Annotated in this window: 27 protein-coding genes and 1 pseudogene; 11 read left to right on the top strand and 17 right to left on the bottom strand. The window is 71.8% G+C overall.

From position 1 onward, the window contains the following. The first annotated feature begins 41 nt into the window (after positions 1 to 41). Positions 42 to 938: a GNAT family N-acetyltransferase gene (locus AB0K35_RS07180; protein WP_363884182.1), complete on the top strand. Its 897-nt coding sequence runs from the start codon at positions 42 to 44 to the stop codon at positions 936 to 938. A gap of 21 nt (positions 939 to 959) precedes the next feature. Here AB0K35_RS07180 and AB0K35_RS07185 read toward each other — a convergent pair whose 3' ends face one another. The 5 genes from AB0K35_RS07185 to AB0K35_RS07205 form a co-directional block, all read right to left on the bottom strand. Beyond that, complete coding sequence (locus tag AB0K35_RS07185; protein WP_238666964.1) at positions 960 to 1,544, bottom strand: TetR/AcrR family transcriptional regulator; 585 nt, start codon at positions 1,542 to 1,544, stop codon at positions 960 to 962. Between the two features lie 66 nt (positions 1,545 to 1,610). Next, a complete protein-coding gene (locus tag AB0K35_RS07190) occupies positions 1,611 to 2,342 on the bottom strand; it encodes an ABC transporter ATP-binding protein (RefSeq protein ID WP_363884185.1) in 732 nt (243 codons plus the stop codon). Further along, positions 2,339 to 3,469: an ABC transporter permease gene (locus AB0K35_RS07195; protein ID WP_363884187.1), complete on the bottom strand. Its 1,131-nt coding sequence runs from the start codon at positions 3,467 to 3,469 to the stop codon at positions 2,339 to 2,341. The genes AB0K35_RS07190 and AB0K35_RS07195 overlap by 4 nt, the downstream gene beginning before the upstream one ends. A 64-nt stretch (positions 3,470 to 3,533) precedes the next feature. After that, a complete protein-coding gene (locus AB0K35_RS07200; RefSeq protein WP_363884189.1) occupies positions 3,534 to 4,049 on the bottom strand; it encodes an O-acetyl-ADP-ribose deacetylase in 516 nt (171 codons plus the stop codon). 2 nt (positions 4,050 to 4,051) lie between these two features. After that, positions 4,052 to 4,882, bottom strand: a complete 831-nt coding sequence (locus AB0K35_RS07205; protein WP_357364285.1) for an EI24 domain-containing protein — start codon at positions 4,880 to 4,882, stop codon at positions 4,052 to 4,054. Between the two features lie 200 nt (positions 4,883 to 5,082). On the opposite strand from AB0K35_RS07205, the gene AB0K35_RS07210 reads away from it, so the two are divergent. From AB0K35_RS07210 to AB0K35_RS07230, 5 genes are read left to right on the top strand one after another with little or no spacing between them, the layout of a single operon-like run. Beyond that, complete coding sequence (locus AB0K35_RS07210; RefSeq protein ID WP_238666969.1) at positions 5,083 to 5,991, top strand: ABC transporter ATP-binding protein; 909 nt, start codon at positions 5,083 to 5,085, stop codon at positions 5,989 to 5,991. Between the two features lie 12 nt (positions 5,992 to 6,003). Continuing rightward, entirely contained in the window at positions 6,004 to 6,738 is a 735-nt protein-coding gene (locus tag AB0K35_RS07215; RefSeq protein WP_238666970.1) for an ABC transporter permease, read from the top strand. Between the two features lie 10 nt (positions 6,739 to 6,748). Next, entirely contained in the window at positions 6,749 to 8,017 is a 1,269-nt protein-coding gene (locus tag AB0K35_RS07220; protein ID WP_363884192.1) for a sensor histidine kinase, read from the top strand. After that, positions 8,014 to 8,655 (top strand): response regulator transcription factor, encoded by a 642-nt coding sequence (locus AB0K35_RS07225; RefSeq protein ID WP_274525174.1) that lies wholly within the window; start codon positions 8,014 to 8,016, stop codon positions 8,653 to 8,655. Before AB0K35_RS07220 ends, AB0K35_RS07225 begins: the two co-directional genes overlap by 4 nt. 23 nt (positions 8,656 to 8,678) lie before the next feature. After that, on the top strand, positions 8,679 to 9,647 hold the full coding sequence (locus AB0K35_RS07230; protein WP_363884195.1) for a WYL domain-containing protein: 969 nt from the start codon (positions 8,679 to 8,681) through the stop codon (positions 9,645 to 9,647). Here AB0K35_RS07230 and AB0K35_RS07235 read toward each other — a convergent pair. The 6 genes and pseudogenes from AB0K35_RS07235 to AB0K35_RS07260 all read right to left on the bottom strand — a co-directional run. Next, on the bottom strand, positions 9,638 to 10,552 hold the full coding sequence (locus tag AB0K35_RS07235; RefSeq protein WP_238666973.1) for an SDR family oxidoreductase: 915 nt from the start codon (positions 10,550 to 10,552) through the stop codon (positions 9,638 to 9,640). The genes AB0K35_RS07230 and AB0K35_RS07235 overlap by 10 nt on opposite strands. Before the next feature lie 55 nt (positions 10,553 to 10,607). Then, positions 10,608 to 11,345, bottom strand: coding sequence for an alanyl-tRNA editing protein (locus AB0K35_RS07240; protein ID WP_238666974.1), 738 nt, complete (start codon positions 11,343 to 11,345; stop codon positions 10,608 to 10,610). An 11-nt stretch (positions 11,346 to 11,356) separates the two neighbouring features. After that, positions 11,357 to 12,244, bottom strand: coding sequence for an alpha/beta hydrolase (locus tag AB0K35_RS07245; RefSeq protein ID WP_238666975.1), 888 nt, complete (start codon positions 12,242 to 12,244; stop codon positions 11,357 to 11,359). Then, the gene (locus tag AB0K35_RS07250; protein ID WP_238666976.1) at positions 12,241 to 12,555 is read right to left on the bottom strand and encodes a DUF2516 family protein; all 315 of its coding nucleotides are present in this window, start codon (positions 12,553 to 12,555) and stop codon (positions 12,241 to 12,243) included. Before AB0K35_RS07250 ends, AB0K35_RS07245 begins: the two co-directional genes overlap by 4 nt. Positions 12,556 to 12,626: 71 nt before the next feature. Continuing rightward, a complete protein-coding gene (locus AB0K35_RS07255; protein WP_363884198.1) occupies positions 12,627 to 13,253 on the bottom strand; it encodes a hypothetical protein in 627 nt (208 codons plus the stop codon). 113 nt (positions 13,254 to 13,366) lie between these two features. Then, positions 13,367 to 13,945 (bottom strand): annotated as a pseudogene (locus AB0K35_RS07260) (helix-turn-helix domain-containing protein); the annotation flags it as partial. A gap of 112 nt (positions 13,946 to 14,057) precedes the next feature. Between AB0K35_RS07260 and AB0K35_RS07265 the strand changes: the two are divergent. After that, positions 14,058 to 14,855: an alpha/beta hydrolase gene (locus tag AB0K35_RS07265; RefSeq protein WP_363884200.1), complete on the top strand. Its 798-nt coding sequence runs from the start codon at positions 14,058 to 14,060 to the stop codon at positions 14,853 to 14,855. Positions 14,856 to 14,873: 18 nt separating this feature from the next. Here the strand turns inward: AB0K35_RS07265 and AB0K35_RS07270 are convergent, their stop codons facing one another. From AB0K35_RS07270 to AB0K35_RS07285, 4 genes are all read right to left on the bottom strand, one after another. Next, positions 14,874 to 15,833, bottom strand: a complete 960-nt coding sequence (locus AB0K35_RS07270; protein WP_363884202.1) for an asparaginase — start codon at positions 15,831 to 15,833, stop codon at positions 14,874 to 14,876. A gap of 94 nt (positions 15,834 to 15,927) precedes the next feature. Next, positions 15,928 to 16,755 carry a 3-keto-5-aminohexanoate cleavage protein gene (locus AB0K35_RS07275; protein ID WP_357364267.1) on the bottom strand — a complete coding sequence of 276 codons (828 nt, stop codon included), beginning with the start codon at positions 16,753 to 16,755 and terminating at the stop codon, positions 15,928 to 15,930. 23 nt (positions 16,756 to 16,778) lie between these two features. Next, the gene (locus tag AB0K35_RS07280) at positions 16,779 to 17,891 is read right to left on the bottom strand and encodes a folate-binding protein (RefSeq protein ID WP_363884204.1); all 1,113 of its coding nucleotides are present in this window, start codon (positions 17,889 to 17,891) and stop codon (positions 16,779 to 16,781) included. Beyond that, the gene (locus tag AB0K35_RS07285) at positions 17,888 to 18,316 is read right to left on the bottom strand and encodes a Fur family transcriptional regulator (RefSeq protein ID WP_238666982.1); all 429 of its coding nucleotides are present in this window, start codon (positions 18,314 to 18,316) and stop codon (positions 17,888 to 17,890) included. The genes AB0K35_RS07280 and AB0K35_RS07285 overlap by 4 nt, the downstream gene beginning before the upstream one ends. 69 nt (positions 18,317 to 18,385) lie before the next feature. Between AB0K35_RS07285 and AB0K35_RS07290 the strand changes: the two genes are divergently transcribed. Next, positions 18,386 to 19,267, top strand: coding sequence for an aminotransferase class IV (locus AB0K35_RS07290; RefSeq protein WP_363884207.1), 882 nt, complete (start codon positions 18,386 to 18,388; stop codon positions 19,265 to 19,267). A 3-nt stretch (positions 19,268 to 19,270) separates the two neighbouring features. Here the strand turns inward: AB0K35_RS07290 and AB0K35_RS07295 are convergent, their stop codons facing one another. Together AB0K35_RS07295 and mtfM are read right to left on the bottom strand one after the other, a co-directional pair. Then, positions 19,271 to 19,858: an FABP family protein gene (locus AB0K35_RS07295; protein WP_091402847.1), complete on the bottom strand. Its 588-nt coding sequence runs from the start codon at positions 19,856 to 19,858 to the stop codon at positions 19,271 to 19,273. A 55-nt stretch (positions 19,859 to 19,913) separates the two neighbouring features. Next, positions 19,914 to 20,018 carry a small membrane protein MtfM gene (mtfM, locus tag AB0K35_RS07300; protein WP_030327764.1) on the bottom strand — a complete coding sequence of 35 codons (105 nt, stop codon included), beginning with the start codon at positions 20,016 to 20,018 and terminating at the stop codon, positions 19,914 to 19,916. 12 nt (positions 20,019 to 20,030) lie between these two features. Here mtfM and AB0K35_RS07305 point away from each other — a divergent pair, with 12 nt between their 5' ends. The 3 genes from AB0K35_RS07305 (at position 20,031) to AB0K35_RS07315 (ending at position 22,916) form a co-directional block, all read left to right on the top strand. After that, positions 20,031 to 20,405: a DsrE family protein gene (locus tag AB0K35_RS07305; RefSeq protein ID WP_238666984.1), complete on the top strand. Its 375-nt coding sequence runs from the start codon at positions 20,031 to 20,033 to the stop codon at positions 20,403 to 20,405. Between the two features lie 79 nt (positions 20,406 to 20,484). After that, a complete protein-coding gene (locus tag AB0K35_RS07310; RefSeq protein WP_238666985.1) occupies positions 20,485 to 20,865 on the top strand; it encodes an SCP2 sterol-binding domain-containing protein in 381 nt (126 codons plus the stop codon). Continuing rightward, positions 20,862 to 22,916: a glycogen debranching N-terminal domain-containing protein gene (locus AB0K35_RS07315; RefSeq protein WP_363884210.1), complete on the top strand. Its 2,055-nt coding sequence runs from the start codon at positions 20,862 to 20,864 to the stop codon at positions 22,914 to 22,916. The genes AB0K35_RS07310 and AB0K35_RS07315 overlap by 4 nt, the downstream gene beginning before the upstream one ends. The last annotated feature ends 9 nt before the right edge of the window (positions 22,917 to 22,925 follow it).

Genomic DNA, 22,925 nt, shown 5'->3' on the forward strand with positions numbered 1-22,925 from the left:
CGAGGTCGAGGCCGTCGCGGCCGTACCGATAGGGGCCTGACATGCGGATACGTGAGGCGCGGCCGGACGACGCACCGGGCGTGGTGGCCCTGCGGGCGGCCGTCTACCCGTACCTGGTGCGCGGGGTCGAGTCGACCCGGAAGATGATCGCCGAGCCGGTACCGGGCAGGGACTGGGCCGCCTTCGTGGCCGAGGTCGATGCCCAGACCGTCGGATGGGTGACGGCGCAACGCAACGCTTCGACCTCTACGGCGGGTTTCGGTGACATCTCCCTGCTGCACGTGCACCCCGAGCACCGGCGGCGCGGCATCGGCACCGCGCTGCTGACGACCGCCACGGGTCACCTCGCCCCGCTGGGGGTCCACCGGCTCCGCGCCTTCGCCCAGCCGGAGGCGCTGCCGTTCGCCAGTCAGCACGGCTACGAGCCCAGTCGCGAGCTGCGCTTCTCGGCGCTCGACCTGAATCCGGCACCCGCGCTGCCCGACCCGGCGCCAGGCGTACGGCTGCGTCCGATCGCGGAAATCGACCCGCACCGGCTCTACACGGCGGACGTGGTCGCGGCGCTGGATGAGCCGGGCGACGTACCGGTCGACTCGATTGGCTACGAGAACTGGCTGTACGACGTCTGGGACAACCTCGGCCTGGACAAGGAGGCCAGCACCGCCGTCGAGGTCGACGGGGAGGTGGCCGCGTTCAGCCTGGTGAAGCGGGACGGGGACCGGATGTGGTCGGACTTCACCGGCAGCGTCCCTGCGTACCGGGGACGAGGGCTGGCCCGGCTGGCCAAGACGGCGGCGCTGCACCGGGCCGCCGCGAACGGCGTACGCGTCGCGTACACCTCGAACGACGAGGCGAACGCGCCGATGCTGGCGATCAACGCCCGACTGGGCTACCGCCCGGTGGCAGCCGAGTGGTCCTGCCTGGCGGAGCTGACCTGACCAGACCAGCGGGCCGGAGCCTCAGCCGCTGTCGCGGTCGAGGTACGGGCTGAGGAGTTCGCGGGCGAGGCTGGTCGCCTTGGCCAGCGCGAGCCCTCCCTCGATCATCCGGCTCAGCGCGTAGACGATCGACTGCACCAGTTCGGCCACCCGGACCGGGTCGGATGAGCCGTGGTCGGTGAGCGCGGCGCGCAGCGGGGCTTCCAGGCGGTCGTGCATGAGTCGGCTGGAGCTGGCGAGTGCCTCGCTGCTGCCGGCTGACGCGAGCGCGCGGGCCAGGGCGTGGTCGCCTCGGGCAACCAGTTGCAGGTTGCTGTCCACGTACGCCTGAATCTTCTGCCCGGGCGTGCCGGCAGCGTCCATGCGCTTCTCGACGTAGGCCGACCAGCGGGGGAACGTCTCGGTGACGAGGGCGTCGAACATGTCGGCACGAGACTTGAAGTACGAATAGACGCTGGAGCGGGCCAGGCCGGCGTGCTGGGCGACCTCGGCCAGGCCGGGGATCTGCTCGGGGTGTTCCGACAGCAGGGTGCGGGCCGCGTCGAGCAGCGCCGCGCGTTGGGAAGCCCGGTGCTCGGCGACGGTCGCGGCCTGGATCTTCGGCACGCCACCTCCCCTTGTTCCGGACGGGCGTGACCTACCTGGTCCTGCGCCCGCACCCTGCCGTCGTGGTCAGCTGCTGGCCGCCAGCTTGCCGTCGACCATCTCGTAAACGGTGTCACAGTACTGCAGCACATCGTGGTCGTGAGTGACCATGACCACCGCGACCGACCGCTGCCGGGCCTCGTGGGCCAGCAGTCGCACGATCTCGTGGCTGCGTGCCCGGTCCAGCGCCGCCGTCGGTTCGTCGACCAACAGCACGCTGGGCTCGGTGACCAGTGCCCGGGCGATCCCGACGCGCTGGCGTTCGCCACCCGACAACTGGTGGGGGCGCCGGTCGGCCTTGTCCGCCATGCCGACGTCCGCGAGCAGCTCCAGCGGGTCACGGCCGGACCGCTGCGACCGCGGCCCCAGCCGCAGGGGCAGCCGCAACTGGTCGGCGGCGGTCAACGCGGGCAGCAGGTTGCCCGACTGGAACACGAACCCCACGTGCTGGCGGCGCAGCTCAGTGCGTGTGCGGCGGCTCGGCACTGTCATGTCCTGACCGGCCACGGTGACGGTGCCGTGGTCGGGCCGGGCCAGGCCACCGGCGACGGCGAGCAGGCTGGACTTGCCCGCACCGGACGGACCAACGACTGCGGCGAGTTCACCGGGTCGCACCGTCAGATCGACGTTGTCGAGCGCCTGCACGGTCTCGGCGGCGTTGCCGTGCCGCAGGGACACCGCACGCATCACCAACCCGAGCTGCTCGGGTGCGTCGTCGGTGGGTGTGGTCGAAGCGGTCGGAGCGGAACGGCTGCTCATCGGTTTCCTCCCAGAGCGGTGGCCGGGTCGACAGAGGTGATGCGGATGACCGCCGCGCCGGCTCCGACCAGGCCGAGGACGACGAGGCCGACCCCGGCTGCGGAGATGCTCGGCATGCTCAGCGCGAACGGGATGCCGCTGCCGGTGATGAGGGCGCCGAGCGCGAGGCCGACCCCCACGCCGATGGCCACTGCCGCCGCCAACAGCACGAGCGCCTGCGTCAGCGCGTCGCGCAGCACCCAGCCGGTCGAGGCGCCCAGGGCCCGCAGGACGGCCACCTCGGGCTTGCGCTGGATCGCCCACACCGCGAAGAACGCGCCGGCGACCAGCGCCGAGATCGCGTACAGGAATCCCTGGATCAGTTGCAGTGTCGTCGTCTCGGCGGTGTATCCCGGCGAGGCGCCGTAGGACTCCTTCAAGGTCAGGCTCTCGGTGCCCGCCGCGGTGTCCCCCGCGGCCAGGTCGACGGACTTCCCGCCGGCCGCGCGCACCGCCACCGCCGTGATCTCCGTTGCGGCGCGCTGCGGCAGCGCTGCGCCGGGGGCGCTGCCGGACTTGATGGCCTGCCACGCCGCCAGCGGCACGTACGCCACGTCCACGTGCCCGAAGGTGTCCTGCTGCTCGGTGACGCCGACAACCCGCAGTCGCGTGCCCAGCCGGTCGATGGTGACCGTGTCGCCCAGTTGCAGTCCCGCGTCCAGCGCGGTGGGGCTCACCACGATGCCGTCCGCGGTGCCCAGTCGCTCACCCTGGCTGACCGCTGGCGACAGGAACGAGTCGGACTGCACTCCGAACAGGGCCAGGTCGATCTCTGTTCCTCGATCGGTACGGGTGTTGACCAGGGTGTTGCCGAACGGCGCCGCGTCGGCGACGCCCGGCTGGGAAGCCCACTCGTCCACCGCCGACAGGTCCACGACGCTGCGGGAGAAGGCGGAGTCACGCTGCACGTCGTGCGTGAAGGCGAAGGATGTGACCGGCAGGTTCTGCAGCCCGGACACACCGTCGCGGACCAGCCCGACCGACAGCCCGGACAGCATCACCATCAGCACGGCGATCAGCGCGATCACCGCGCCCATCAGAGCGAACCGCAACCGGGCGAAGTTCAGCTCACGAATAGCGAGGAACATCAGCGCCCGCCCACGTGGGTTATCGACATCATGTCGACATGTTACCAACAGGCTGTTGGCAAACTCAGACGGTGTCGAGAACGCGCCGGGCAGTGGCGTGGGTGTCCGCCCCGAACAGCACCAGGCGGGCCTCGGTGACGGTGGCTGACGCGGCCGAGCGCAGCACCGCCAGCGCCTGACCGACAGCGTCGTCGACGGGCCAGCCGTAGATGCCGGCGGAGATCAACGGAAAGGCCACAGTGCCAGCACCCACCTCGTCGGCCACCCGCAGGCTGTTGGCGTAGCAGTCGCGCAACAGCGCCGAGCGGTCCTCGCCGGCCGACCAGACCGGCCCGACCGTGTGGATCACCCAGCGGGCCGGCAGCTCGCCGGCCGTGGTCGCCACCGCCTGCCCGGTCGGCAACCCTCGGCCGTAGCGGGACGCCCGCAGCGCCCGGCACTCCGCGAGGATGGCGGGGCCGCCGCGCCGGTGGATGGCCCCGTCGACTCCGCCGCCGCCGAGCAGTGACGAGTTCGCGGCATTCACTATGGCGTCCACCCGCTGGGTGGTGATGTCCCCCTCGACCAGGGTGATCTCCACGGCTAGCTCCTTTCGACGGGCTGGCCGGCAGGCGGCGCGGACAGCGGGCCGTCGATCGGCTGGCCCATCGAGCGGCGGGCCAGCAACGTGGCCCCGGCGACGGCGGCCGGCATGATCAGTACGGCGCCGAGCGGAATCAGGAAGCAGAGGAAGACGGCCACGCCGAAGCCGAGCGCCGTGGGTCGGTCGGCCTTCAGGATCGTCCGGCGCTGCGGCAGCCGCATCCCCCGTCGGTAGAACGGTGCACCCACCAGCTCCACGGCGAGGAACCAGCCGCCCACTGCCGCCCCGATGACCGGGACAACCGTCTGGCCGACCACCGGGATGAAGCCGGCGACGAAGAGCGGGATGCCGACCAACGCCGTGAGCGCCACCAGGCGTACCGAGTCGGCGAGGCTGCGGCGCAGCGATGACCAGAAGGGCACCTCCACAGCGCCCGGCGTGCCGCCGTACCGCTGTTCGACCTGCTCGGAGATCTTCTCGTAGAACGGGTCGCCGATGACCAGAGTGACAGCGGTGAAGGTGAGCACGCCGAGCAGGCCGCCGAGCCCCAGGAAGGCCAACCCGGCGATCACCCGGACCAGGCTGCGGCCGGTGCTCGACCAGTCGTCGGCGAACGGGGTGACAAGCGCGGCGAGATCGTCCACGAAGTACACCAGCGTGGCGAGCGCGGCCAGGAACAGCACGCCGGAGATCAGCGCCGGCACGATGCCGAGCAGCATCAGCCCCGGGCTGCGGACGTAGAGGCCCAACCCGCGCAGGAGCAGCCCCGCCCCGGAGAGGAAGCGTCCGACGACCCCGGTCACCGGGCTGGCGATTCTGCTGGCATCCACGATCGAGCAGCCTAACCAGCCGTGACCGGATCCGCCGGGCGGAGCGCTAGCAGCCCCTCACCACGTACACATCAACCGGTTGGCGGACAGCGGTGATCCACCGGGGACGCCAGGGTTCGTCGCTGACCGGTCGATTCGCCGACGGGCCGCCCCGACAAGGCTTGAGGGGTACGAAGTCAGCGGCGGCGGAAGGCGGCACGATGCCGGTCATCGAGGTGACCCACCTGAAGAAGCGGTACGGCGACCTGGTGGCGGTGGACGACGTGTCGCTCACCGTGGAGGCCGGGGAGATCTTCGGCGTCCTCGGCCCGAACGGCGCCGGCAAGACCACCACAGTGGAGTGCGTCGCCGGGCTGCGTGTCCCCGACGGGGGCGGGGTGTCGGTCCTCGGGCTCGACCCCCGCAGGGACGCGGCCCAGCTACGCCAGCGGGTCGGTGTGCAACTCCAGGAGAGCCAACTGCCGGACCGGTTGCGGGTGGCCGAGGCACTGGAGTTGTACGCCTCGTTCTACCGCAACCCGGCCGACCCGGCAGAGCTGATCGACAAGCTGGGCCTCGGCGACAAACGGAACACCGCGTACAAGAAGCTCTCCGGCGGTCAGAAGCAGCGACTCTCCATCGCGCTGGCACTGGTGGGCAACCCGGAGATCGCGATCCTCGACGAGCTGACCACCGGGCTGGACCCGCAGGCCCGCCGGGACACCTGGGGCCTCATCGAACAGGTCCGCGACAGCGGGGTGACGATCGTGCTGGTCACCCACTTCATGGAGGAGGCCGAGCGGCTCTGCGACCGGGTCGCGGTGATCGACAGGGGTCGGGTGGTCGCCCTGGACAGCCCGGCGGGCCTGGTGTCGGCGGTGGCTCCGGAGCAGCGGATCCGGTTCCGGCCCTCGACTCCGATCGACGACCGACTCCTCGCCGATCTGCCCGAGGTGTCCGCCGTGCAGCGAACCGGCAGCCAGGTGGTGGTGACCGGCACCGGTGAGTTGCTGCACGCCGTCACCTCGGTGCTCGCCCGCCACCAGATCGTCGCCGCCGACCTGCGGCTGGAGCAGTCCACCCTCGACGATGCCTTCGTCGAGCTGACCGGGCACCGGCCCGCCAACTGAGAGGAAGCCAGCATGCACGCCTTCCGCAACATCCTGAGAACCGAGGCGCGCCTCTACCTGCGGGACCTGCCGACGCTTCTCACCACGATCGGGCTGCCCACACTGATCCTGGTGGTGCTCGGGTTGGTCCCCTCGCTGCGCAAGCCGGATCCGACCTTCGACGGGCAGACCTTCGTCAGCTACTTCGCCCCGTCGCTGCTGGTGGTCACCCTCGCCATGGTCGGGGTGAACATCCTGCCCGCCGTGCTGGCCACCTACCGGGAACGCGGCGTGCTGCGTCGGCTGGCGACCACCCCGGCGCACCCGGCCGCTCTGCTCGCCGCCCAACTGGTGCTGGCCCTGGCCGGGATCCTGGCCAGCGCGTTGCTGCTCATCCTCGTCGCCCGGCTCGCGTTCGGGGTGCCGTTCCCCCGACACCCGCTTGGCTTCACGCTGGCGTTCATCCTCGGCACGGCCGCCCTGCTGGCGCTCGGCCTGCTGGTCGCCGCTGTGGCCCGGACGACGAAGGCGGCACAGGCCCTGGCCGTGCCGCTCTTCCTGGTCATCATGTTCTTCGGCGGGGTCTACCTGCCCCGCTTCCTGCTCCCGGACTTTGTGGCGCGGATCGGCGACTACACGCCACCGGGGGTGCAGGCGCTCCTCGACGCCTGGACCGGCACCCCGCCGCAGCCGCTGCACCTGGGGATAATGGCGGCGATCGCCGTGGCGGCCGGCGCCGGCGCGGCGAAATTGTTCCGCTGGGAGTGAGCGAGATGCGATGACCTGCGACGGTGGGCACGACCGTCTGACCAGTTGGCGAGAGCACGAGGCGACTCTCTATCGCATCTTCCCCTTCGGCGGGCTGACCCTGGGTACCCTGCTGGCCCTCGTCGCACCGGCGCCTGACCATCTCGGCGCGCTGCCCACCCTCGCTCTCGCCGTGTCGGCCGGATGCTGGGTCGCCTGGTTCGTCACAGTGCACCCCGGCTGGCAGAGCCGGCGCGGGCTGATGGCGATCTACTACGCCGGGCTGCTCACGTTCGCCGCCGCACTGGTGGCCGCCAGTCCGTGGTACGGCTTCTTCGCCTGGATCGGCTACATCCATGCCTTTCCGGTGCTGCACGGGCGCTGGCGGGTCGTCGGCGTGGTCACCACGGCCACCCTCGTCGCCACGTCGCAGGGCGGTGGTCTGTCGGTGGTGATGTCGCACTGGCCGCTCTGGCTGGTGCTGGTGCTGTTCAACCTGGTGGTGGCCGGCTCGGCGAGCTGGTTCGCGATTGTCGCCGAACAGGAGAACGCCAAACGCAAGCGGTTGGTGGCGGAACTCGGCGAGGCCAACCGCCAACTCACCGAGACGGTCAGTGAGAACGCCGGGTTGCACGCCCAACTGCTCACCCAGGCCCGGGAGGCCGGGGTGCTGGACGAGCGGCAACGGATGGCACGGGAGATCCACGACACCCTGGCCCAGGGGTTGACCGGCATCATCACCCAGTTGGAGGCGGCCGAGCAGACCCGCGACCGGTCCGCAGACTGGCGCCGGCACGTTGACAACGCGCTCGCACTGGCCCGGGAGAGCCTCACCGAGGCCCGCCGCTCGGTACAGGCGGTCCGTCCGGAACCGTTGGAGACGGCCCGGCTACCGGATGCCCTGGTGGAGTTGGGCGGGCGCTGGTCGGCCCTCAACGGGGTACGAGCCGACGTGGCCACCACCGGCACACCCCGCCCGCTGCACCCTGAGGTCGAGGTGACCCTGCTCCGGGCCGCCCAGGAGGCGTTGTCCAATGTCGCCCGGCACGCCGCCGCGTCGCGGGTCGGGCTGACCCTGTCGTACATGGCGGACGTGGTCACGCTCGATGTGCGCGACGACGGGGCCGGCTTCGACATCACCGACCGGCCGGCCTCCCGCGAGCCGGGCGGCGGGTACGGGCTGACCGCCATGCGGCAGCGGGTCACCCGGGTCGGCGGTGAGTTGGCAGTCGAGTCCGAGCCGGGCGGCGGCACCGCCATCTCGGCGTCCGTCCCCGCGCTACCCGGAGGTGCCTGTTGACCGCCCCGATACGGCTGCTGATCGTCGACGACCACCCGGTCGTGCGGGACGGCCTGCGGGGGATGTTCACCGGCGACAGCGATTTCGAGGTGGTGGGCGAGGCAGCGGACGGGTCGGAGGCGTTGGCCCTGGTAGCGACGCTGCGGCCGGACGTGGTGCTGATGGACCTCCGGATGCCCGGAATGGACGGGGTGACAGCCATCGGCAGGCTGGCCCGCGCCGGCAGCGCCGCCCGGGTGCTGGTGCTGACCACCTACGACACGGACGCCGACGTGCTGCCGGCGATCGAGGCCGGTGCGACAGGCTACCTGCTCAAGGACACCCCTCGGGAGGATCTGGTCCGGGCGGTCCGGGCCGCGGCCCGGGGCGAGTCGGTGCTCGCGCCGAGCGTCGCCGGCCGGCTGATGGGCCGGCTGCGCGCTCCCGCCGAGGAGCCGCTCAGTCAACGGGAGCTGGAAGTGCTCACGCTGGTGGCCCGGGGTGCCTCCAACCGGGAGGCGGCGGCCCGCCTGTTCATCAGTGAGGCCACCGTCAAGACGCATCTGCTGCACCTGTACGCCAAGCTCGGGGTCAACGACCGGGCTGCCGCTGTGGCCACCGCGTACGACAGGGGGTTGCTGACGCCCGGCGGGCGGTGAGCGGCACCGGGCAGGATGGGCGGATGCGCGCGTCCCGACTGATCTCGTTGCTGTTGCTGTTGCAGTCGCGCGGGTCGATGACCGCGAGCGAGCTGGCGCGGGAGCTGGAGGTGTCCGAGCGGACCGTCTACCGGGACGTCCTGGCGCTCTCCGCGGCGGGCGTGCCGGTCTACGCCGACCGGGGGCGGGCCGGGGGTTACCGCCTGCTCGGTGGGTACCGCACCCGGTTGACCGGGCTGACCCGGGACGAGGCGGAGGCGCTCTTCCTCGCCGGGCTGCCCGGGCCGGCCGGCGAGATGGGACTCGCCGACGCTGTCGCGTCGGCCGAACTGAAGGTGCTCGCCGCGCTGCCACCCGCCCTACGCGACGCGCCGGCCCGCGCCGGGCAGCGGTTCCACCTGGACGTGCCGGGCTGGTTCCGGGAGACAGCGCCACCGCTCTGGCTGCCCGACCTGGCGCGGGCGGTCTGGGGAGACCGGGTGGTGGAGTTGCGCTACCGACGCGGCGACCGGGAGGTGACCCGCCGGGTCCAGCCGTACGGCCTGGTCCTCAAGAGCGCGGTCTGGTACCTGATCGGCCGGGTCGGCGAGAACGTGCGCACCTACCGGGTGGACCGGGTCACCGGGGTCGAGGTGGGCGACGAGCACTTCGACCGCGACGAGGGCTTCGACCTGGCCGGGCACTGGCGCGAGCAGGCCGGGTCGTTCCTGCGGACCATGCTGCGGGCCGAGGTCGTCGTCCGGCTGAGCCCCGCCGGTCTGCGCCAGCTCCGGCACCTGGTCGATGCCCCCTTCGTGTACGACGAACTGGTCGCCGCCGCCGGCCCACCCGACGGGCAGGGCTGGGTGGTGGCCCGGCTGCCCGTCGAGTCGGTCCCGGTGGCGTACCGCCAACTGCTGGGGCTCGGCCCCGAGGTGGAGGTCCTCGACCCACCCGAGCTGCGGCGGTTGTTCGCGGAGAGCGCCGACCGGCTCTCCGCGCTCTACCGGTAGCCGGTGACGTCCGCCGGCTTGCCCGCGTCGACCACCTCGGTGATGTAGCGGAAACCCTCGGGTTGGCTGCCGTCGAGGTCGGTGAAGCCGTACACCTTGGACAGCGTGCCGGCGTCGACGGATCTGCCGCTCCAGCGGGCCTTCTCCTCGTCGGCGGCGAGCGCGGCCACCGCCCGGCCGACGAAGGCCGGGGTCTCCGAGATGAGGAAGTTCGGGTCGGTGGCGGCGCCGTCGCGCCAGTTCTCCTCGGTCACGCCGAAGTGCTCCAGCATCGCCTCGGAGCGGATCCAGCCGGGAGTGAGCGCCACGGCCGTGCAGCCGTGCGGCTTCAGCTCGTGCGCCTGACTGAAGGCGAGCCGGTTGACCGAGACCTTGGCCAGGTCGTAGAAGACCGACAGCCGGTAGTTCTCGTCGTTGTACGCCTTGGTGCCGTCGCCCATCTCCACCACCAGGCCGCCGGGCTTGCGGATCAGCAGCGGCAACGCGAAGTGGCTGGTGATGATGTGCGTGTCGACAGCCAGTCGCAGCGTACGGAAACCGGCGTCGAGCGGCTGCTCCCAGACCGGCTTGTCCCAGGTGACCAGTGGGTCGCCGCCCCAGATGTCGTTCACCAGCACGTCGAGTTGCCCCTGCTCGGCGTCGATCCGGGCGACCAGGTCGCGGACCTGCTCGGGCACCAGGTGGTCGACCTGAACGGCGATGCCGGTGCCGCCGGCCGCGCTGACCAGCTCGGCGGTCTCCTCGATGGTCTCCGGTCGGTCCATCTCGGAGCGGCCGGCCCGGGAGCTGCGACCGGTGGCGTAGACAGTGGCACCGGCCGCGCCGAGCTGAACGGCGATCTGTCGTCCGGCACCACGGGTGGCACCGGCGACGAGCGCGATCTTTCCTGTGAGCGGTTGTGTCATGCCTGCGACGTTGTCAGGAATACCTGACAACCGACGTCCGAATTCGGGACTCGATCTAGTCGACCAGTCGGACCCGGACCCGGCGGTTGGCGCGGCCCTTGCTCTCCACCTTGACCACCTGGACCTTGCCGATCTGGGCGGTGGAGGCGACGTGGGTGCCACCGTCGGCCTGCACGTCCAGCCCGACGATGTCGACGATCCGGACCTCCTGCTCATCCGGCGGGATGAGGTTGGACTGGGTACGGATGATGTCCGGCAGGGCCAGCGCCTCGGTGCGCGGCAGCACCCGGGTGGCGACCGAGCGGTCGGCGGCCACCTCGGCGTTCACCAGCTCCTCGATGCGGCTCTTGAAGTCCGGGGGCACCTCGGGGAGGTTGAAGTCCATCCGGGCCTCGCCCGGTTCCATCGAGTTTCCGGTCACCAACGCGCCGAAGTCGCGGAACACCACACCGCAGAGCACGTGCAGCCCGGAGTGGGTACGCATCAGCCGGGTGCGGCGCTCGTCCTCCAACGCACCGACGACAGCGGTGCCGACCGGCGGCAGCGGGTCACCCTCGGCGGGAATCAGGTAGGGGTCGTCGCCCTTGCGGGTGCCGACGATCCGGGTCTGCACGCCCTGCCAGAGCAGCACGCCGTGGTCGGGTGGTTGACCACCGCCGCCCGGGTAGAACGCCGAACGGTCGAGCACGATGCCCTGCTCCGCATCGGAGTGCAGGACCGTGCAGGTCCATTCGCGCAGTGTCGGGTCGGCAAGATCCAGCCGGTGCGTCCGGCCGTGCTGTGTGACGCCCATGACAGGGCAGGTTACTCGTTCAGGAAGCCGGAGATGCGATCCCGCAGATCGGCGCGTTCCGACCAGAGCACGCCGGGCCGGTCGTACACGTGCAGGGTGGCCTGCGGCAGCGCGACGGCGAGCCGCTCGGCGACGTCGACCGGGTGCAGGTCGTCGCCCGCGCAACCGATCACCAGCGCCGGCGCGGTGACCGCCGTCAGGTCACCGATCTGGCGCAGCGGAGTCTGGTCGGTGAACGTGGCCAGACCGTCGGCCAGACCGTCGCGGAGCAGCTGGTCGAGCCGTTGTCGTAGGTAGGCCCAGCCGGCCGGGGTGTTGCGCACCGCCGGGGGCAACTCCAGCGTGACGATGTCGGCGACCGCCGAGGCGTCCCCGCTCTCCACCGCCTCCAGCAGGTCGGTGATGCGCTCCCGGGCGAGCGGCCCGCGTGGCTCGTCGAGGACCGCCGGCAGGAAGAAGACCAGCTTGTCGAAACGCTCCGGGCTCTCCACGAGGAGTCGGCAGAGGGCACCCGCGCCGAGGCTCGCGCCGAACGCCCGGCTGGCGCCGCCGAGGTCGGCGATCGCCCGCAGATCCCGGGCCAGGTCCAGGTAGTCCCACGGCCCGTCCGGGGCTTCGGAACGGCCGTGCCCGCGGAACTGGAAGAACACCTTGCGGCCGTTCACCCCACTGCCGAACGGGCGGGTGGTGGCGATGCCGTTGCCCAGCCCGTGCGCGAACACGGTGGCCGGATCACCGGTGCCGGTGACCAGCCGCTCCAGCCGTACGCCGTGCGGGGTGGTGACCAGCTCGGTCTCCGGCTCCGGCAGCGCCGGCCGGCCGGTACGCGGCCCACCCGGCCCGGGCCCCCAGGTGCGGGGCCCGCTGTCGGGTGGGGGCGGCCAGCGAAAACCTCTCACCAGAACCCTTTGCCGTCACTCAGGTCGCGCAGACCGACCCGGACGTCGAGCAGATAGATCAGACCGGCGGCGATGCCGACGAGTCCGAAGAGGCTGATCGGACCGAACCCGAGCAGGGTGAGCGCGAGGCAGACCGCCAGGATGGCGATCCAGCCGCCCTTGGGGAGCGTGCCGATGGCGGGGAAGGCGTCGGAGCGCTGCGTGACGGCGTGCACCAGGGCGACGCCCTGAACGATCAGCGCGAAGACGAGCAGGATCAGCTCGATCACGTCACGGACGGCAAAGGCGAAGATCGGCGCGGCGTTGGCCATGTCGGCCAGTTTATGTCCACGACCCCGGCTACGTCCGACAAGGACGCCGCCGGGGTCGTCGACCCGACGAGCTACTCGGCTGCCGGACGGGTCCGCTTGGTGGCCCGGGGGAGCTTCGCCGACGGGGTCTCGGCCGGCTTGGCGGCCTTCGGCGCGCGGGCGACCTTCTTGACCGCGGCCGGCTTGGCCTCGGCGATCTCGGCCACGTCGGCCGGCGTCGGCGCGGCGACGGGGGCCGCAGCGGTGGGGGTGGCGGCGGTGGCCGGCGTCACGGACTCGGTGGCCTCGATGTCGGCGTTGACCGTGTCGGCGGCTTCCAGCACGCCGGCACCGACGACCCGCTCGCCCCGGGCGACCAGCGCGCCGTACGCGGCGAACGCGCGCTCCTGGGCGACCTGGGCGCCCGCGACCACCAGGGCGGCGTTGCGGGTCGCGGCGGCGCGCAGCTTGTCGATGTCGGCCACCTCACGCAGCTTCGCCAGGTCGGCGGTCTCGTTGGCGGTGCGCAGCGTCTCGGTGGCCTTCTGCTTCAGCTCGAAGCCGGTCAGCACGGCCCGGCCACCCAGGTCGGCGACGACCCGGGTGCTGAGGACACCGACGACGGCCGGCAGCTTGCGCAGCTGCTCGATGGCCAGCTCACCGGCACCGGCTGCGGCGTAGATCGGGGCGGGGATGCGGTTGGTCTTCGGCTCGCTCATGACGTCTCCTCTTCGGCCGCCTCGGCGGCCTTCTTCTTCTGGGGGATGCTGGTGCTGCCCGGGGCGGGGGCGGTGCCCGCCTCGGTGACGGCGACCGACTCGAGCACGGCCTCGGTCGGGGTGCCGCCGACGGTGGTGGGGCCGGTCGCTGCCACATTTGCCAGGTCCGCGGCCTGGCTGGCGGGCTGGTCCGCGGCCTGGCTGGCGGGCTGGTCCGCGGCCTGGCTGGCGGGCTGGTCCGCGGGCTGGCTGGCGGGCTGGTCCGCGGGCTGGCTGGCGGGCTGGTCCGCAGTCTGGCTGGCGGGCTGGTCGGCCTGCGCCGCCTCGGCTCCGGCCTGGGCCTCGGCCAGCCGGGTGTTCTCCCGGCGGAACGTCTCGTAGATCTGACTGAGCGACTGCTTCTGCGCCATCGTCAGGTCGGCGTCCACGGCGATGGCGGCGAGCACCCCGTGGCCTTCCTTGTCATCGAGCAGACCGGCGCGCAGGTACATCGCCGGCGTGGAGACCCGCAACGCGCTCGCCAGTTGCTGGAGCACCTCGGCGCTGGGCTTGCGCAGGCCGCGCTCGATCTGGCTGAGGTACGGGTTGCTGACCCCCGCCTGCTCGGCGAGCTGCCGAAGCGAGATCTTGGCGTTACGCCGCAGATCGCGGATGAACCCGCCGACGTCGGGAAGGTCCTTGGGTGTGGCCATGGCAGCGACGCTAACCGCCAGCGCTAGCTCTTGCAAGCAAAACGCTAACCATAGTTAGCAAGGTCTCAGGATCCCGTTTGCGTGCCGCCCGGCCGCTCCGTACGGTCCGTCCGTGCACAAGATCACAGTCAATGGAGCAAGCATCGCGTACGACGAGGCCGGCACCGGTTCGCCAGTCGTCCTGCTGCACGCCGGAATCGCCGACCGGCGGATGTGGCGCGGGCAGGTGGCAGCGCTGGCCGCCCGACACCGGGTGATCGTCCCCGACCTACGCGGCTACGGCGACTCGGAGCTCCCGCCGACCCCGTTCACGCACCACGACGACGTGGTCGGGCTGTTGGACGCGCTCGACCTGCCCCGGGCCGCCCTGGTCGGCTGCTCCTTCGGCGGGGCGGTCGCCATCGACACCGCGCTGGCCCACCCCGACCGGGTGAGCGCGCTCGCGCTGTTCGACACGGCGGTCTCCGGCAACGAGTGGTCCGACGAGGCGAACGACCTCTGGGACGACCTGGTCGGCGAGGTCGACCCGGACGACTTCGTCGCCGGCGCGGCCGGTGAGGTGCGGTTCTGGGTGGTCGGCCCGCGACGCCAGCCGGAGGACGTCGACAGCGAGCTGATCGCGTTCGCGCAGGAGATGGACCAGCGTGCCCTCGCCGCGGAGCTGGCGCTCGGCGCGGTCGAGGTGGGAGAGCTGACGCCACCGGCGATCGGTCGCCTCGGTGAGCTGAAGATCCCCGTCCTGGTCACCGCCGGCGCCGCGGACGTGCCGGACATCAGTCGGCTCGCCGACCGGATCGCCGCCGAGGTCCCCGGCGCGGTACGACTGCCGGACGTGCCGGACGCCGCGCACCTACTGCCGCTGGAGCGTCCGGAGCCGGTCAACGCCGCGCTGCTCGACTTCCTGGGCTAGCCACCACCGCCGCTGGTCTCACCAGAGCGGGCGAACCGCCCCGACCGGGACCCCGCCACCGAAGAGCGGCGCCTCGGCGTACTCGGTCAACACCGGAGCGTCCACGCCGAGCCGGCGCAGCGCGGAGACCAGCACCGGCATCCGGGCCCGGTCGGCGCCGTCGTCGATCTTCAGTGCGACGGCGCCGACGCCCGGCAGCGCCACGGCGATCACACCCTCGGCACCGACCTTGGCCAGCAGTCCCGGGACACCGCGCATCAGACGGGTGTCGTCGGCCTGGGTGCCACCCACGATCTCCGGGTGCGCCCGCATCGCGTCGGCCACCGTGCGCGGCACCGAGCCGGGCTCGGCGTCGACCAGCCGCAGGTACGCCCCGGCCAGACCGGCCAGCGACACCGCGAGGACCGGGGCGCCGCAACCGTCGACCCCCACCGCCGCCGCCTGCTCGCCGGTGAACTCCTCGATGGCGGCCCGCAGCCGCTGCTGAAGCGGGTGCTCCGGCCGCCAGTAGCCCTCCCGGGACCAACCGGCGGCCTCACAGGTCAACAGCATCCCGCCGTGCTTACCGGAGCAGTTCATCTGCACCCGGCTCGGGCGGCCACCGGCCCGAAGGACCGCCTCCCGGGCCGCGGCCCCCACCGGCAAATCGGGCGGGCAGTGCAGCGCCGACGCGTCCAACCCGGCGCGCTCCAACAGCGCACCGACCCGGGCCAGGTGGAATTCCTCGCCGGCGTGGCTCGCCGAGACCAGCGCCACGTCGGCCGGGTCGGTAAGGGCCAGGCCGGCCCGGAGCATCCCGATCGCCTGCATCGGCTTGCTGGCCGACCTGGGGAAGATCGGCGAGGTCACGTCGCCGGCGGACGCCACAGCGACACCGGCGGCGTCCAGCACCACCACCGAGCCGCGGTGCGCACCCTCCACGAACCCGGACCGGACCACCTCGGCGAGCGGCGCGCCGCCCTCGTACGTCTTCGTCACGCGCTGGACGGTACCGACGGTCCGGGGGTGCCCGGCAGCGGGGTGACCAGGAGGTCCACCGCCCGGGTGACAGGGGCGCGGGACAGACCCGGCCTTACAGCCCGAGCAGTTCGCGGGCCTCGGTGGTGGTCAGCGGCGGGCGCTGAGCGAGCTGGGCGAAACCCACAGCGCGGGCGACCAACTGCATGTTGGACTCCACCGGGCGTCCCTTCGCGTACGTCACGGTGTCCTCCATGCCGACCCGCAGGTGCCCGCCGGTCGACAGCGAGGCCAGCAGCACCGCGATGGTGCTCCGGCCGACGCCGGTGGCCGAGAAGGTGGTGCCCTCGGGCAGGTCGCGCAGCATCCGGTGGGCCGCGACAAGGGTCTCGGTGGTGCCCGGCATCCCGCCCGGCACACCCATCACGAAGTCGACGTGCACGTGCCCGCCGGCCGGCAGCCCGTACTTAGCGAGCAACCGCTGCAACGCGGACAGGTGACCGAGGTCGAAGATCTCGTACTCCGGCACGATTCCGCGTTCCTGCATCCGGGTGTGCAGGTCGACGATGAACTCCCAACGGTTGAGGAAGACGTCGTCGCCGAAGTTGACGGTGCCCATGGTGCAGGAGGCCATGTCCGGACGGGCGTCGAGCACGGCGAGCCGGGCCGCCTCCGGGTCGGTCACCGCGCCACCGGAGGAGAGCTGCACGATCAGGTCGGTGCTCTCCCGCAGCGCCGCCACGGTGTCGGCCAGCCGCACCGGGTCGAGCGTCGGCCGGGCCTCGTCGTCGCGGATGTGGACGTGGATCACGGCGGCGCCGAGCGCCTCGCACTCCTTGGCGGTGAGCAGCAACTCGTCGAGGGTCACCGGCAGCGCCGGCACCTCCGCCTTGGCCGACTCAGCGCCGGTCGGGGCCACCGTGATCAACGTCCCTGTCGTCATGCCGGCGATCCTAGACGGCCCGCTCAGGACGGGTCGATCGCCGCCGCGGTCTCACCGATCAGCAACGCGGCGTCGTCCGGGACGTTCCGCTTCAGCACGGCGAGAGCGACCTGGCCCAGCTCGTGGTGCAGCACGGCGGTGCCGACGAAGCCGACCGCCCGGCCGTCGAGCGTCACCGGCGTACCGGCCACCGGCGGCTGATCGGTGGTCACCCCGTCCAGATGCAGCAGTACGAGGCGACGCGGCGGTCGGCCCATGTTGTGCACCCGCGCCACCGTCTCCTGCCCCCGGTAGCAACCCTTGTCCAGGTGCACCGCCGGGGCGATCAGGTCGACCTCGGCCGGAATGGTCCGGTGGTCGGTGTCCACCCCGACCCGGGGCTGCCGGGCTGCCACCCGGATCGCCTCGTACGCCCACAGCCCGGCGACCGGCACCCCGGCGCCGCGCAGCTCCGCCACCACCTGGTCCATCGCCGACCGGGGCACCAGCAGGTCCACCCCGAGCGGGCCACGTCGGGCCCAGCCGCCGATCGGCAGCGGCCGTACGTCGTACCGGGCGCTCGCCCGCGGTGGCACGGCACCGTGCGGGAACTTCGGACCCGGCACCGCGACCACGTCCGGTGCGGCGAGCCCGGTCACGCCGAGCGTGCCGAGCGCCTCCACGGCCTCCGGCCCGACCAGCGACAACAGCGCGCGCTCGGCCGTGGCGTCGCGTGGTTCGACCTTGCTGAAGAACCGCATCTTCTCCAGGTAGGTCAGCAGGCCCTGGGTCGCGCCGGGCTCGGTGTCGAGCCAGGCGGTCTCGCCGTCCTCGGCGACCATGGCGTGCTGCTCGACGTGGCCGTGCGGCGACAGCACCAGCAACTCGGTGCCCTCACCGGCGGCCAGCGCGTTCAGGTGCTGCGAGGTGACAGTGTGCAGCCAACTGGCCCGCTCTTCCCCGGGCACCGCGATGATCCCTCGGTGCGACCGGTCGACCAGACCCACAGCGGTGTCGAGGGTGCGCTGCTCGCGCAGCGGGTCGCCGTAGTGCGCGGCCACCCCTCGCACCCCGGCCGCGACGTGCGCCGGATCCGGCTGGTCACGGCTGGCCTCGTCGATGCTCTCGACGGCCACCGCGCCCGCGATGTCGATCATTTTTCGTCCCCGTTCTCGCAGCGTACGCAGACGCCGAAGAGTGACACGTGCCCGATGTCCACCCGGAACCCGCGCTGCGCGGCCAACTGGTCGGCGAGGGGGCGGAGCAGCTCCGGATCGATCTCGTCGATCGCGCCACACTCCCGGCAGACCAGGTGGACGTGTTGGTGTTCACCGGCGGCGTGATAGGTCGGTGAGCCGTGCGACAGGTGCGTGTGGGTGACCAGACCGAGCCGTTCCAGCAGCTCAAGCGTGCGGTAGATGGTGGTGATGTTGACGCCGGCGGCGACCTCCCGGACCGCGGTGTGCACCTGCTCCGGGGTGGCGTGGCCCAGATCGAGCACCGCCTGGAGGACGAGCTGCCGCTGGGCCGTCAGCCGCAGCCCACGGGACCGCAGCATTTCCGCGAGGGAGGATTCGGACACCGTCCGATCATAGTTCGGCCAGCAGGCTGTTCCCCGCCCGGCGATCGATCACCGCTACGCTCGACGGTCATGGTGAGGTCGTCCGTCGAGAAGAACCCGGCCGACCCGACCGCGCGGATCGCCGTCCTGGGGCGTGGCCCAGTGCCGCCCGACGACCCGGTGCTCCGCGGTGACGACCTCGGCGTGCTGCACGGCGACGGCCTCTTCGAGACCATGCACCTGCGCGACGGCCAGCCGTGGCTGCGCGACGAACACCTGGCCCGCCTGGCCACGGCGGCCACCGCCGTCGAGCTGCCCCTGCCCCCCACCACCGCGCTGATCGACCTGCTGGACCAGGTGCGGGCAGGCTGGCCAGCGGCTGTGGAGGGGGCACTCCGGTTGGTCTGCACCCGCGGCCCGGAGGCCGGCGGTCCGCCCACGATCTACGCCACGCTGGCCCCGGTGCCAGCGGTCTCCCGGGCCGCCCGGCGGGACGGCATCAGTGTGGCCACCCTGCCGCTGGGGCTGCCCGCCGCCGCCCGCAGCGGGCTCACCTGGCTGCCGGCCGGCATCAAGTCCACGTCGTACGCGGTGAACAGCGCCGCCCGCCGCTGGGCCCGCCGGGAGGGCGTCGACGACGTGCTCTGGGTCTCCTCCGACGGGTACGCGCTGGAGGGCCCCACAGCCAATGTGGTGTGGCTCACCGACCACACGCTCTGCGCGGTGCCGGCCGCCAGCACCGGCATCCTCGCCGGCACCACAGCGGCCTGGCTGCTCGCCCACGCGAGCGACCTGGGCCTGAGCGCCACCGAACGGATGGTCAGCCCGGCCGACCTGCACGCGGCGGACGGCGTGTGGTTCACCTCGTCACTGCGCGGCGCCGCCGAGGTGCACACGCTGGACGGGGTACGACGGGCTCGCTGCCCGCGCACTCCCGCCCTACAGGCCCTGCTGGGCTTCCCCGTCGACTGAGCGTCAGCCGCCGACCCGGACGAGTCGGGCGGAGAGGTGCGGACTGAGCCCGTGCCCCATGGCGGCCATCTCCTGGGCGTAGAGCAGCGCGCCCTCGACGATGCCGAAGAGCCGGTGCCCGCCGGTGACCTCCTTGGCGGTCGGAGTCCGGATCACCGCGTCGGTGGCGAACTCGAGCTGCGTGCCGGTGCGCTTGCCCAGGTGCAGCTCCATCACCCCGGTCGGGGTGGTCAGCAACGCCTCCAGCTCGTCGGTCGCCCGCCCATCCACCAGCACCGGTCGCCACCAGCCCACCTCGCGGCCGGCCGGACGGACCGGCTTGCTCTGCTCGTCGAGGATCCAGGCACGCGACTCGTAGTGCAGGAACGGCCGGCCGTCATGGCTGATCCGGATCTCCTGCGCGTAGTCGAAATCCTCGATGGTGGGGAAACCGCCCTTGCCCCGACCGCGCCACAGACCGATGTACGGCAGCAGGGCATCCAGCGCGGGGTGCAGCTTCGGCCCGACCCGCAGGTCGTGGCTCTCCTCGAACGGGTACTCCTCGACCGGCGGCGCGTTCAGCCACGGCGGCTGCAGCGGGTTCTCGCTCACTGGGCCATCTCCGTTCGCGACTGCGGGGCTCGCAGACCCGGCTCACTCCTCGCGCTCACCAGCGTCCTCTCGAAATGCGTACGGCAAGGTAGACCAGGCCACCGGCGAGCCCGCCCAGGCCAGCGACAAGCAGGCTGACAAACCCGATCTCGGTAACCATCCCGGCCATCCTATGCTGGGTCACATGGCCCGCACTCTCGTCGTCAAGGCCACCGCAGGGGCGGACGCCCCGGAGCGGTGCGCGCAGGCATTCACAGTCGCCGCGACGGCGGTAGCGGCAGGGGTGGACGTCTCGCTCTGGCTGACCGGTGAGTCCACCTGGTTCGCGCTGCCCGGTCGCGCCCAGCAGTTCGACCTGCCGCACTCGGCACCCCTTGCCGAGTTGTTGCACGTCATCCTGACCAGCGGCCGGGTGACCGCCTGCACGCAGTGCGCGGCCCGACGGGAGATCGGCCCGGACGACGTACTCCCCGGGGTCCGGATCGCCGGTGCCGCGGTCTTCGTCGAGGAGGCCATGGCCGAGGGCGCGCAGGCACTCGTCTACTGACCGCACGGCTGCGGTGGGTCGATCCGAGCGGAGTGCCGATACCGACCCGACATCTCGGACGGCTGCCTACGATTCGGATGTGACCGAGGCGGCGGAGAGGTTCTTCGAGGCACTGCCGTCGCGCGCCGCCGAGGTTCTGGGCGGCCTGGCCGACGGCACCCTCCAGATCGACCTCGGCGAGGACCACCGCACCGAGCACTGGCGGGTCCGGATGCGGCCCGGGTCGGTGCAGGTCAGCCGGGGGCGTGGCCCGGCCGACGCGATCTGGTACAGCAGCGCCGCCCTCTTCGACCGGCTGATCAGCGGCGAGGCCCAGGGGGTCGCCGCAGTGCTGCGCAACGAGAGCACGTTCAGCGGGAACGTGGTGCTCTTCCTCGCCTTCCGCCGGTTCTTCCCGGACCCGCCCGGCACCCGTGACCCCCGCGAAACGGCCCGCCGAGCAGCCGGACGACTGCGGTGAAGGACCTCGTCAGCATTCTGGACGGCAACACCTTCCTGGTCAGCGACCGGCGTGGGGACATCGAACCGTCCTACGACTTCCCCACCGGGCTGTTCTCCTTCGACACCCGCTTCCTGTCCACCTGGGTGCTCACCCTGGACGGGCAGCGGCTGCACGCCCTCTCCGTCGACGATGCCCAGTCGTACCGCACCAAGTTCTTCCTCGCCCCCGGTGAGCCCACGCACTATCTGGACGCCAAGGCGTCGGTGATCCGCAGCCGGGCGATAGTGGGCAGCTTCGAGGAGGAGCTGACAGTGCTGAACCACCTCGGCGCGGAGGTCGAGTGCACCCTCCGGATCGAGGTCGGGGCCGACTTCGCCGACCTGTTCGAGATCAAGAACTCTCGGCAGAAGCGGGGCCGGACCACTGTCACGGTCGCCGAGAACGAGCTGCGGCTGACCTACCGACGGGAGGCGTTCCACCGGGAGATGGTGGTCAGCAGCACCGCTCCGGCGCAGGTCGACGAGACCGGGATGACCTTCCGGATCCGGGTGGCCCGCAACGACAGCTGGACCACCAGGCTGCACGTGTCAAGCGTCGTCTACGGGGCCCGGGGCGAGGACATCCGGGCCACCCTCCCGTACGGCGGCAGCCGCAGCGCGGACGTCATCCGGGCCGAGCAGCAGGAGCTGATCGACAGGGCGCCGAAGCTCGGCTGCGACTGCGAGCCGCTGGCCGGGGCGTACCGGCGCAGCCTCAACGACCTGGCCGCGCTGCGCTACGAGTCGATCGCCCTGGGCGTACGGCTGATCGCCGCAGGGCTCCCCTGGTTCATGACCCTGTTCGGCAGGGACAGCATCATCACCTCGTTGCAGGTGCTGCCGTTCCTGCCGGAGCTGGTCCCGCCGACCATCCTGATGCTGGCCGGACTTCAGGGGCAGCGGGTGGACGACTTCCGGGACGAGGAACCCGGCAAGATCCTGCACGAGCTGCGGTACGGGGAGACCGCCGGCTTCGAGGAGCAGCCACACTCGCCGTACTACGGGTCGGCCGACTCGACGCCCCTGTTCATCATCCTGATCGACGAGTACGAGCTGTGGACCGGTGACGCGGCACTCGTCCGCAAGCTGGAGTCGCAGGTCCGCAGGGCGCTGGAATGGATCGACACCTACGGTGACCTGCTCGGCACCGGCTACCTCTGGTACCAGACCCGCAACCCGGAGACCGGCCTGCAGAACCAGTGCTGGAAGGACTCCTGGGACGCCATCTCGTACGCCGACGGTGAGCTGCCCGGCTTTCCCCGGGCCACCTGCGAGTTGCAGGGCTACGCGTACGACGCGAAGATCCGGGCCGCCCGGCTGGCCCGGACCTTCTGGAACGATCCGGAGTTCGCCGACGAGTTGGAGCGGCAGGCCGCCGACCTCAAACGGCGGTTCGACAGAGACTTCTGGATCGCCGACCGCGGGTACTACGCGCTCGCGTTGGACGCCGACGGCCGGCAGGTGGACGCGCTGACCTCGAACATCGGGCACCTGCTGTGGAGCGGCATCGTGGACGAGTCGCGCGCCGGCAAGGTGGTCGAGCACCTCCTCGGGCCACGACTGTTCTCCGGCTGGGGGGTGCGGACGCTCGCCGCGGACGAGGGGCGGTACAACCCGATCGGCTACCACGTGGGCACCGTCTGGCCGTTCGACAACTCGATCATCGCCTGGGGGTTGTGGCGGTACGGCTTCCGGGAGGAGGCCGGGCTGATCTGCGACACCATGCTGGCCGCGTCCCAGTACTTCGAGGGTCGGCTGCCGGAGGCGTTCGCCGGCTACGCCCGCGACCTCACCGACTACCCGGTGGAGTACCCGACCGCGTGCAGCCCGCAGGCCTGGTCGACAGGCACCCCGCTGCTGCTGCTGCGGGTGATGCTGGGGTTGGAGCCGCAGGGCGAACACCTGATCATCGATCCGGCGGTGCCACCGGGGATGGGCCGGGTCGAGCTGCTGGACATCCCCGGCCGGTGGGGCATGGTCGACGCGTTGGGCCGCAGCCGGGACCCGGAGGACCAGCCGGACGGCGGCTGACCCGCGCGG

The organism is Micromonospora sp. NPDC053740, from assembly GCF_040677775.1.
Lineage (GTDB): Bacteria > Actinomycetota > Actinomycetes > Mycobacteriales > Micromonosporaceae > Micromonospora > Micromonospora alfalfae.

What these genes read in the sequence shown, in the direction of transcription:
- AB0K35_RS07215 (WP_238666970.1), top strand. Translation starts at nt 6,004, where the DNA reads ATGCACGCCTTCCGCAACATCCTGAGAACCGAGGCGCGCCTCTACCTG.
- AB0K35_RS07210 (WP_238666969.1), top strand. Translation starts at nt 5,083, where the DNA reads ATGCCGGTCATCGAGGTGACCCACCTGAAGAAGCGGTACGGCGACCTG.
- AB0K35_RS07220 (WP_363884192.1), top strand. Translation starts at nt 6,749, where the DNA reads ATGACCTGCGACGGTGGGCACGACCGTCTGACCAGTTGGCGAGAGCAC.
- AB0K35_RS07235 (WP_238666973.1), bottom strand. Translation starts at nt 10,552, where the DNA reads ATGACACAACCGCTCACAGGAAAGATCGCGCTCGTCGCCGGTGCCACC.
- AB0K35_RS07290 (WP_363884207.1), top strand. Translation starts at nt 18,386, where the DNA reads ATGGTGAGGTCGTCCGTCGAGAAGAACCCGGCCGACCCGACCGCGCGG.
- AB0K35_RS07275 (WP_357364267.1), bottom strand. Translation starts at nt 16,755, where the DNA reads ATGACGACAGGGACGTTGATCACGGTGGCCCCGACCGGCGCTGAGTCG.
- AB0K35_RS07305 (WP_238666984.1), top strand. Translation starts at nt 20,031, where the DNA reads ATGCTGGGTCACATGGCCCGCACTCTCGTCGTCAAGGCCACCGCAGGG.
- AB0K35_RS07195 (WP_363884187.1), bottom strand. Translation starts at nt 3,469, where the DNA reads ATGTTCCTCGCTATTCGTGAGCTGAACTTCGCCCGGTTGCGGTTCGCT.
- AB0K35_RS07190 (WP_363884185.1), bottom strand. Translation starts at nt 2,342, where the DNA reads ATGAGCAGCCGTTCCGCTCCGACCGCTTCGACCACACCCACCGACGAC.
- AB0K35_RS07280 (WP_363884204.1), bottom strand. Translation starts at nt 17,891, where the DNA reads ATGATCGACATCGCGGGCGCGGTGGCCGTCGAGAGCATCGACGAGGCC.
- AB0K35_RS07250 (WP_238666976.1), bottom strand. Translation starts at nt 12,555, where the DNA reads ATGGCCAACGCCGCGCCGATCTTCGCCTTTGCCGTCCGTGACGTGATC.
- AB0K35_RS07255 (WP_363884198.1), bottom strand. Translation starts at nt 13,253, where the DNA reads ATGAGCGAGCCGAAGACCAACCGCATCCCCGCCCCGATCTACGCCGCA.
- AB0K35_RS07180 (WP_363884182.1), top strand. Translation starts at nt 42, where the DNA reads ATGCGGATACGTGAGGCGCGGCCGGACGACGCACCGGGCGTGGTGGCC.
- mtfM (WP_030327764.1), bottom strand. Translation starts at nt 20,018, where the DNA reads ATGGTTACCGAGATCGGGTTTGTCAGCCTGCTTGTCGCTGGCCTGGGC.
- AB0K35_RS07230 (WP_363884195.1), top strand. Translation starts at nt 8,679, where the DNA reads ATGCGCGCGTCCCGACTGATCTCGTTGCTGTTGCTGTTGCAGTCGCGC.
- AB0K35_RS07240 (WP_238666974.1), bottom strand. Translation starts at nt 11,345, where the DNA reads ATGGGCGTCACACAGCACGGCCGGACGCACCGGCTGGATCTTGCCGAC.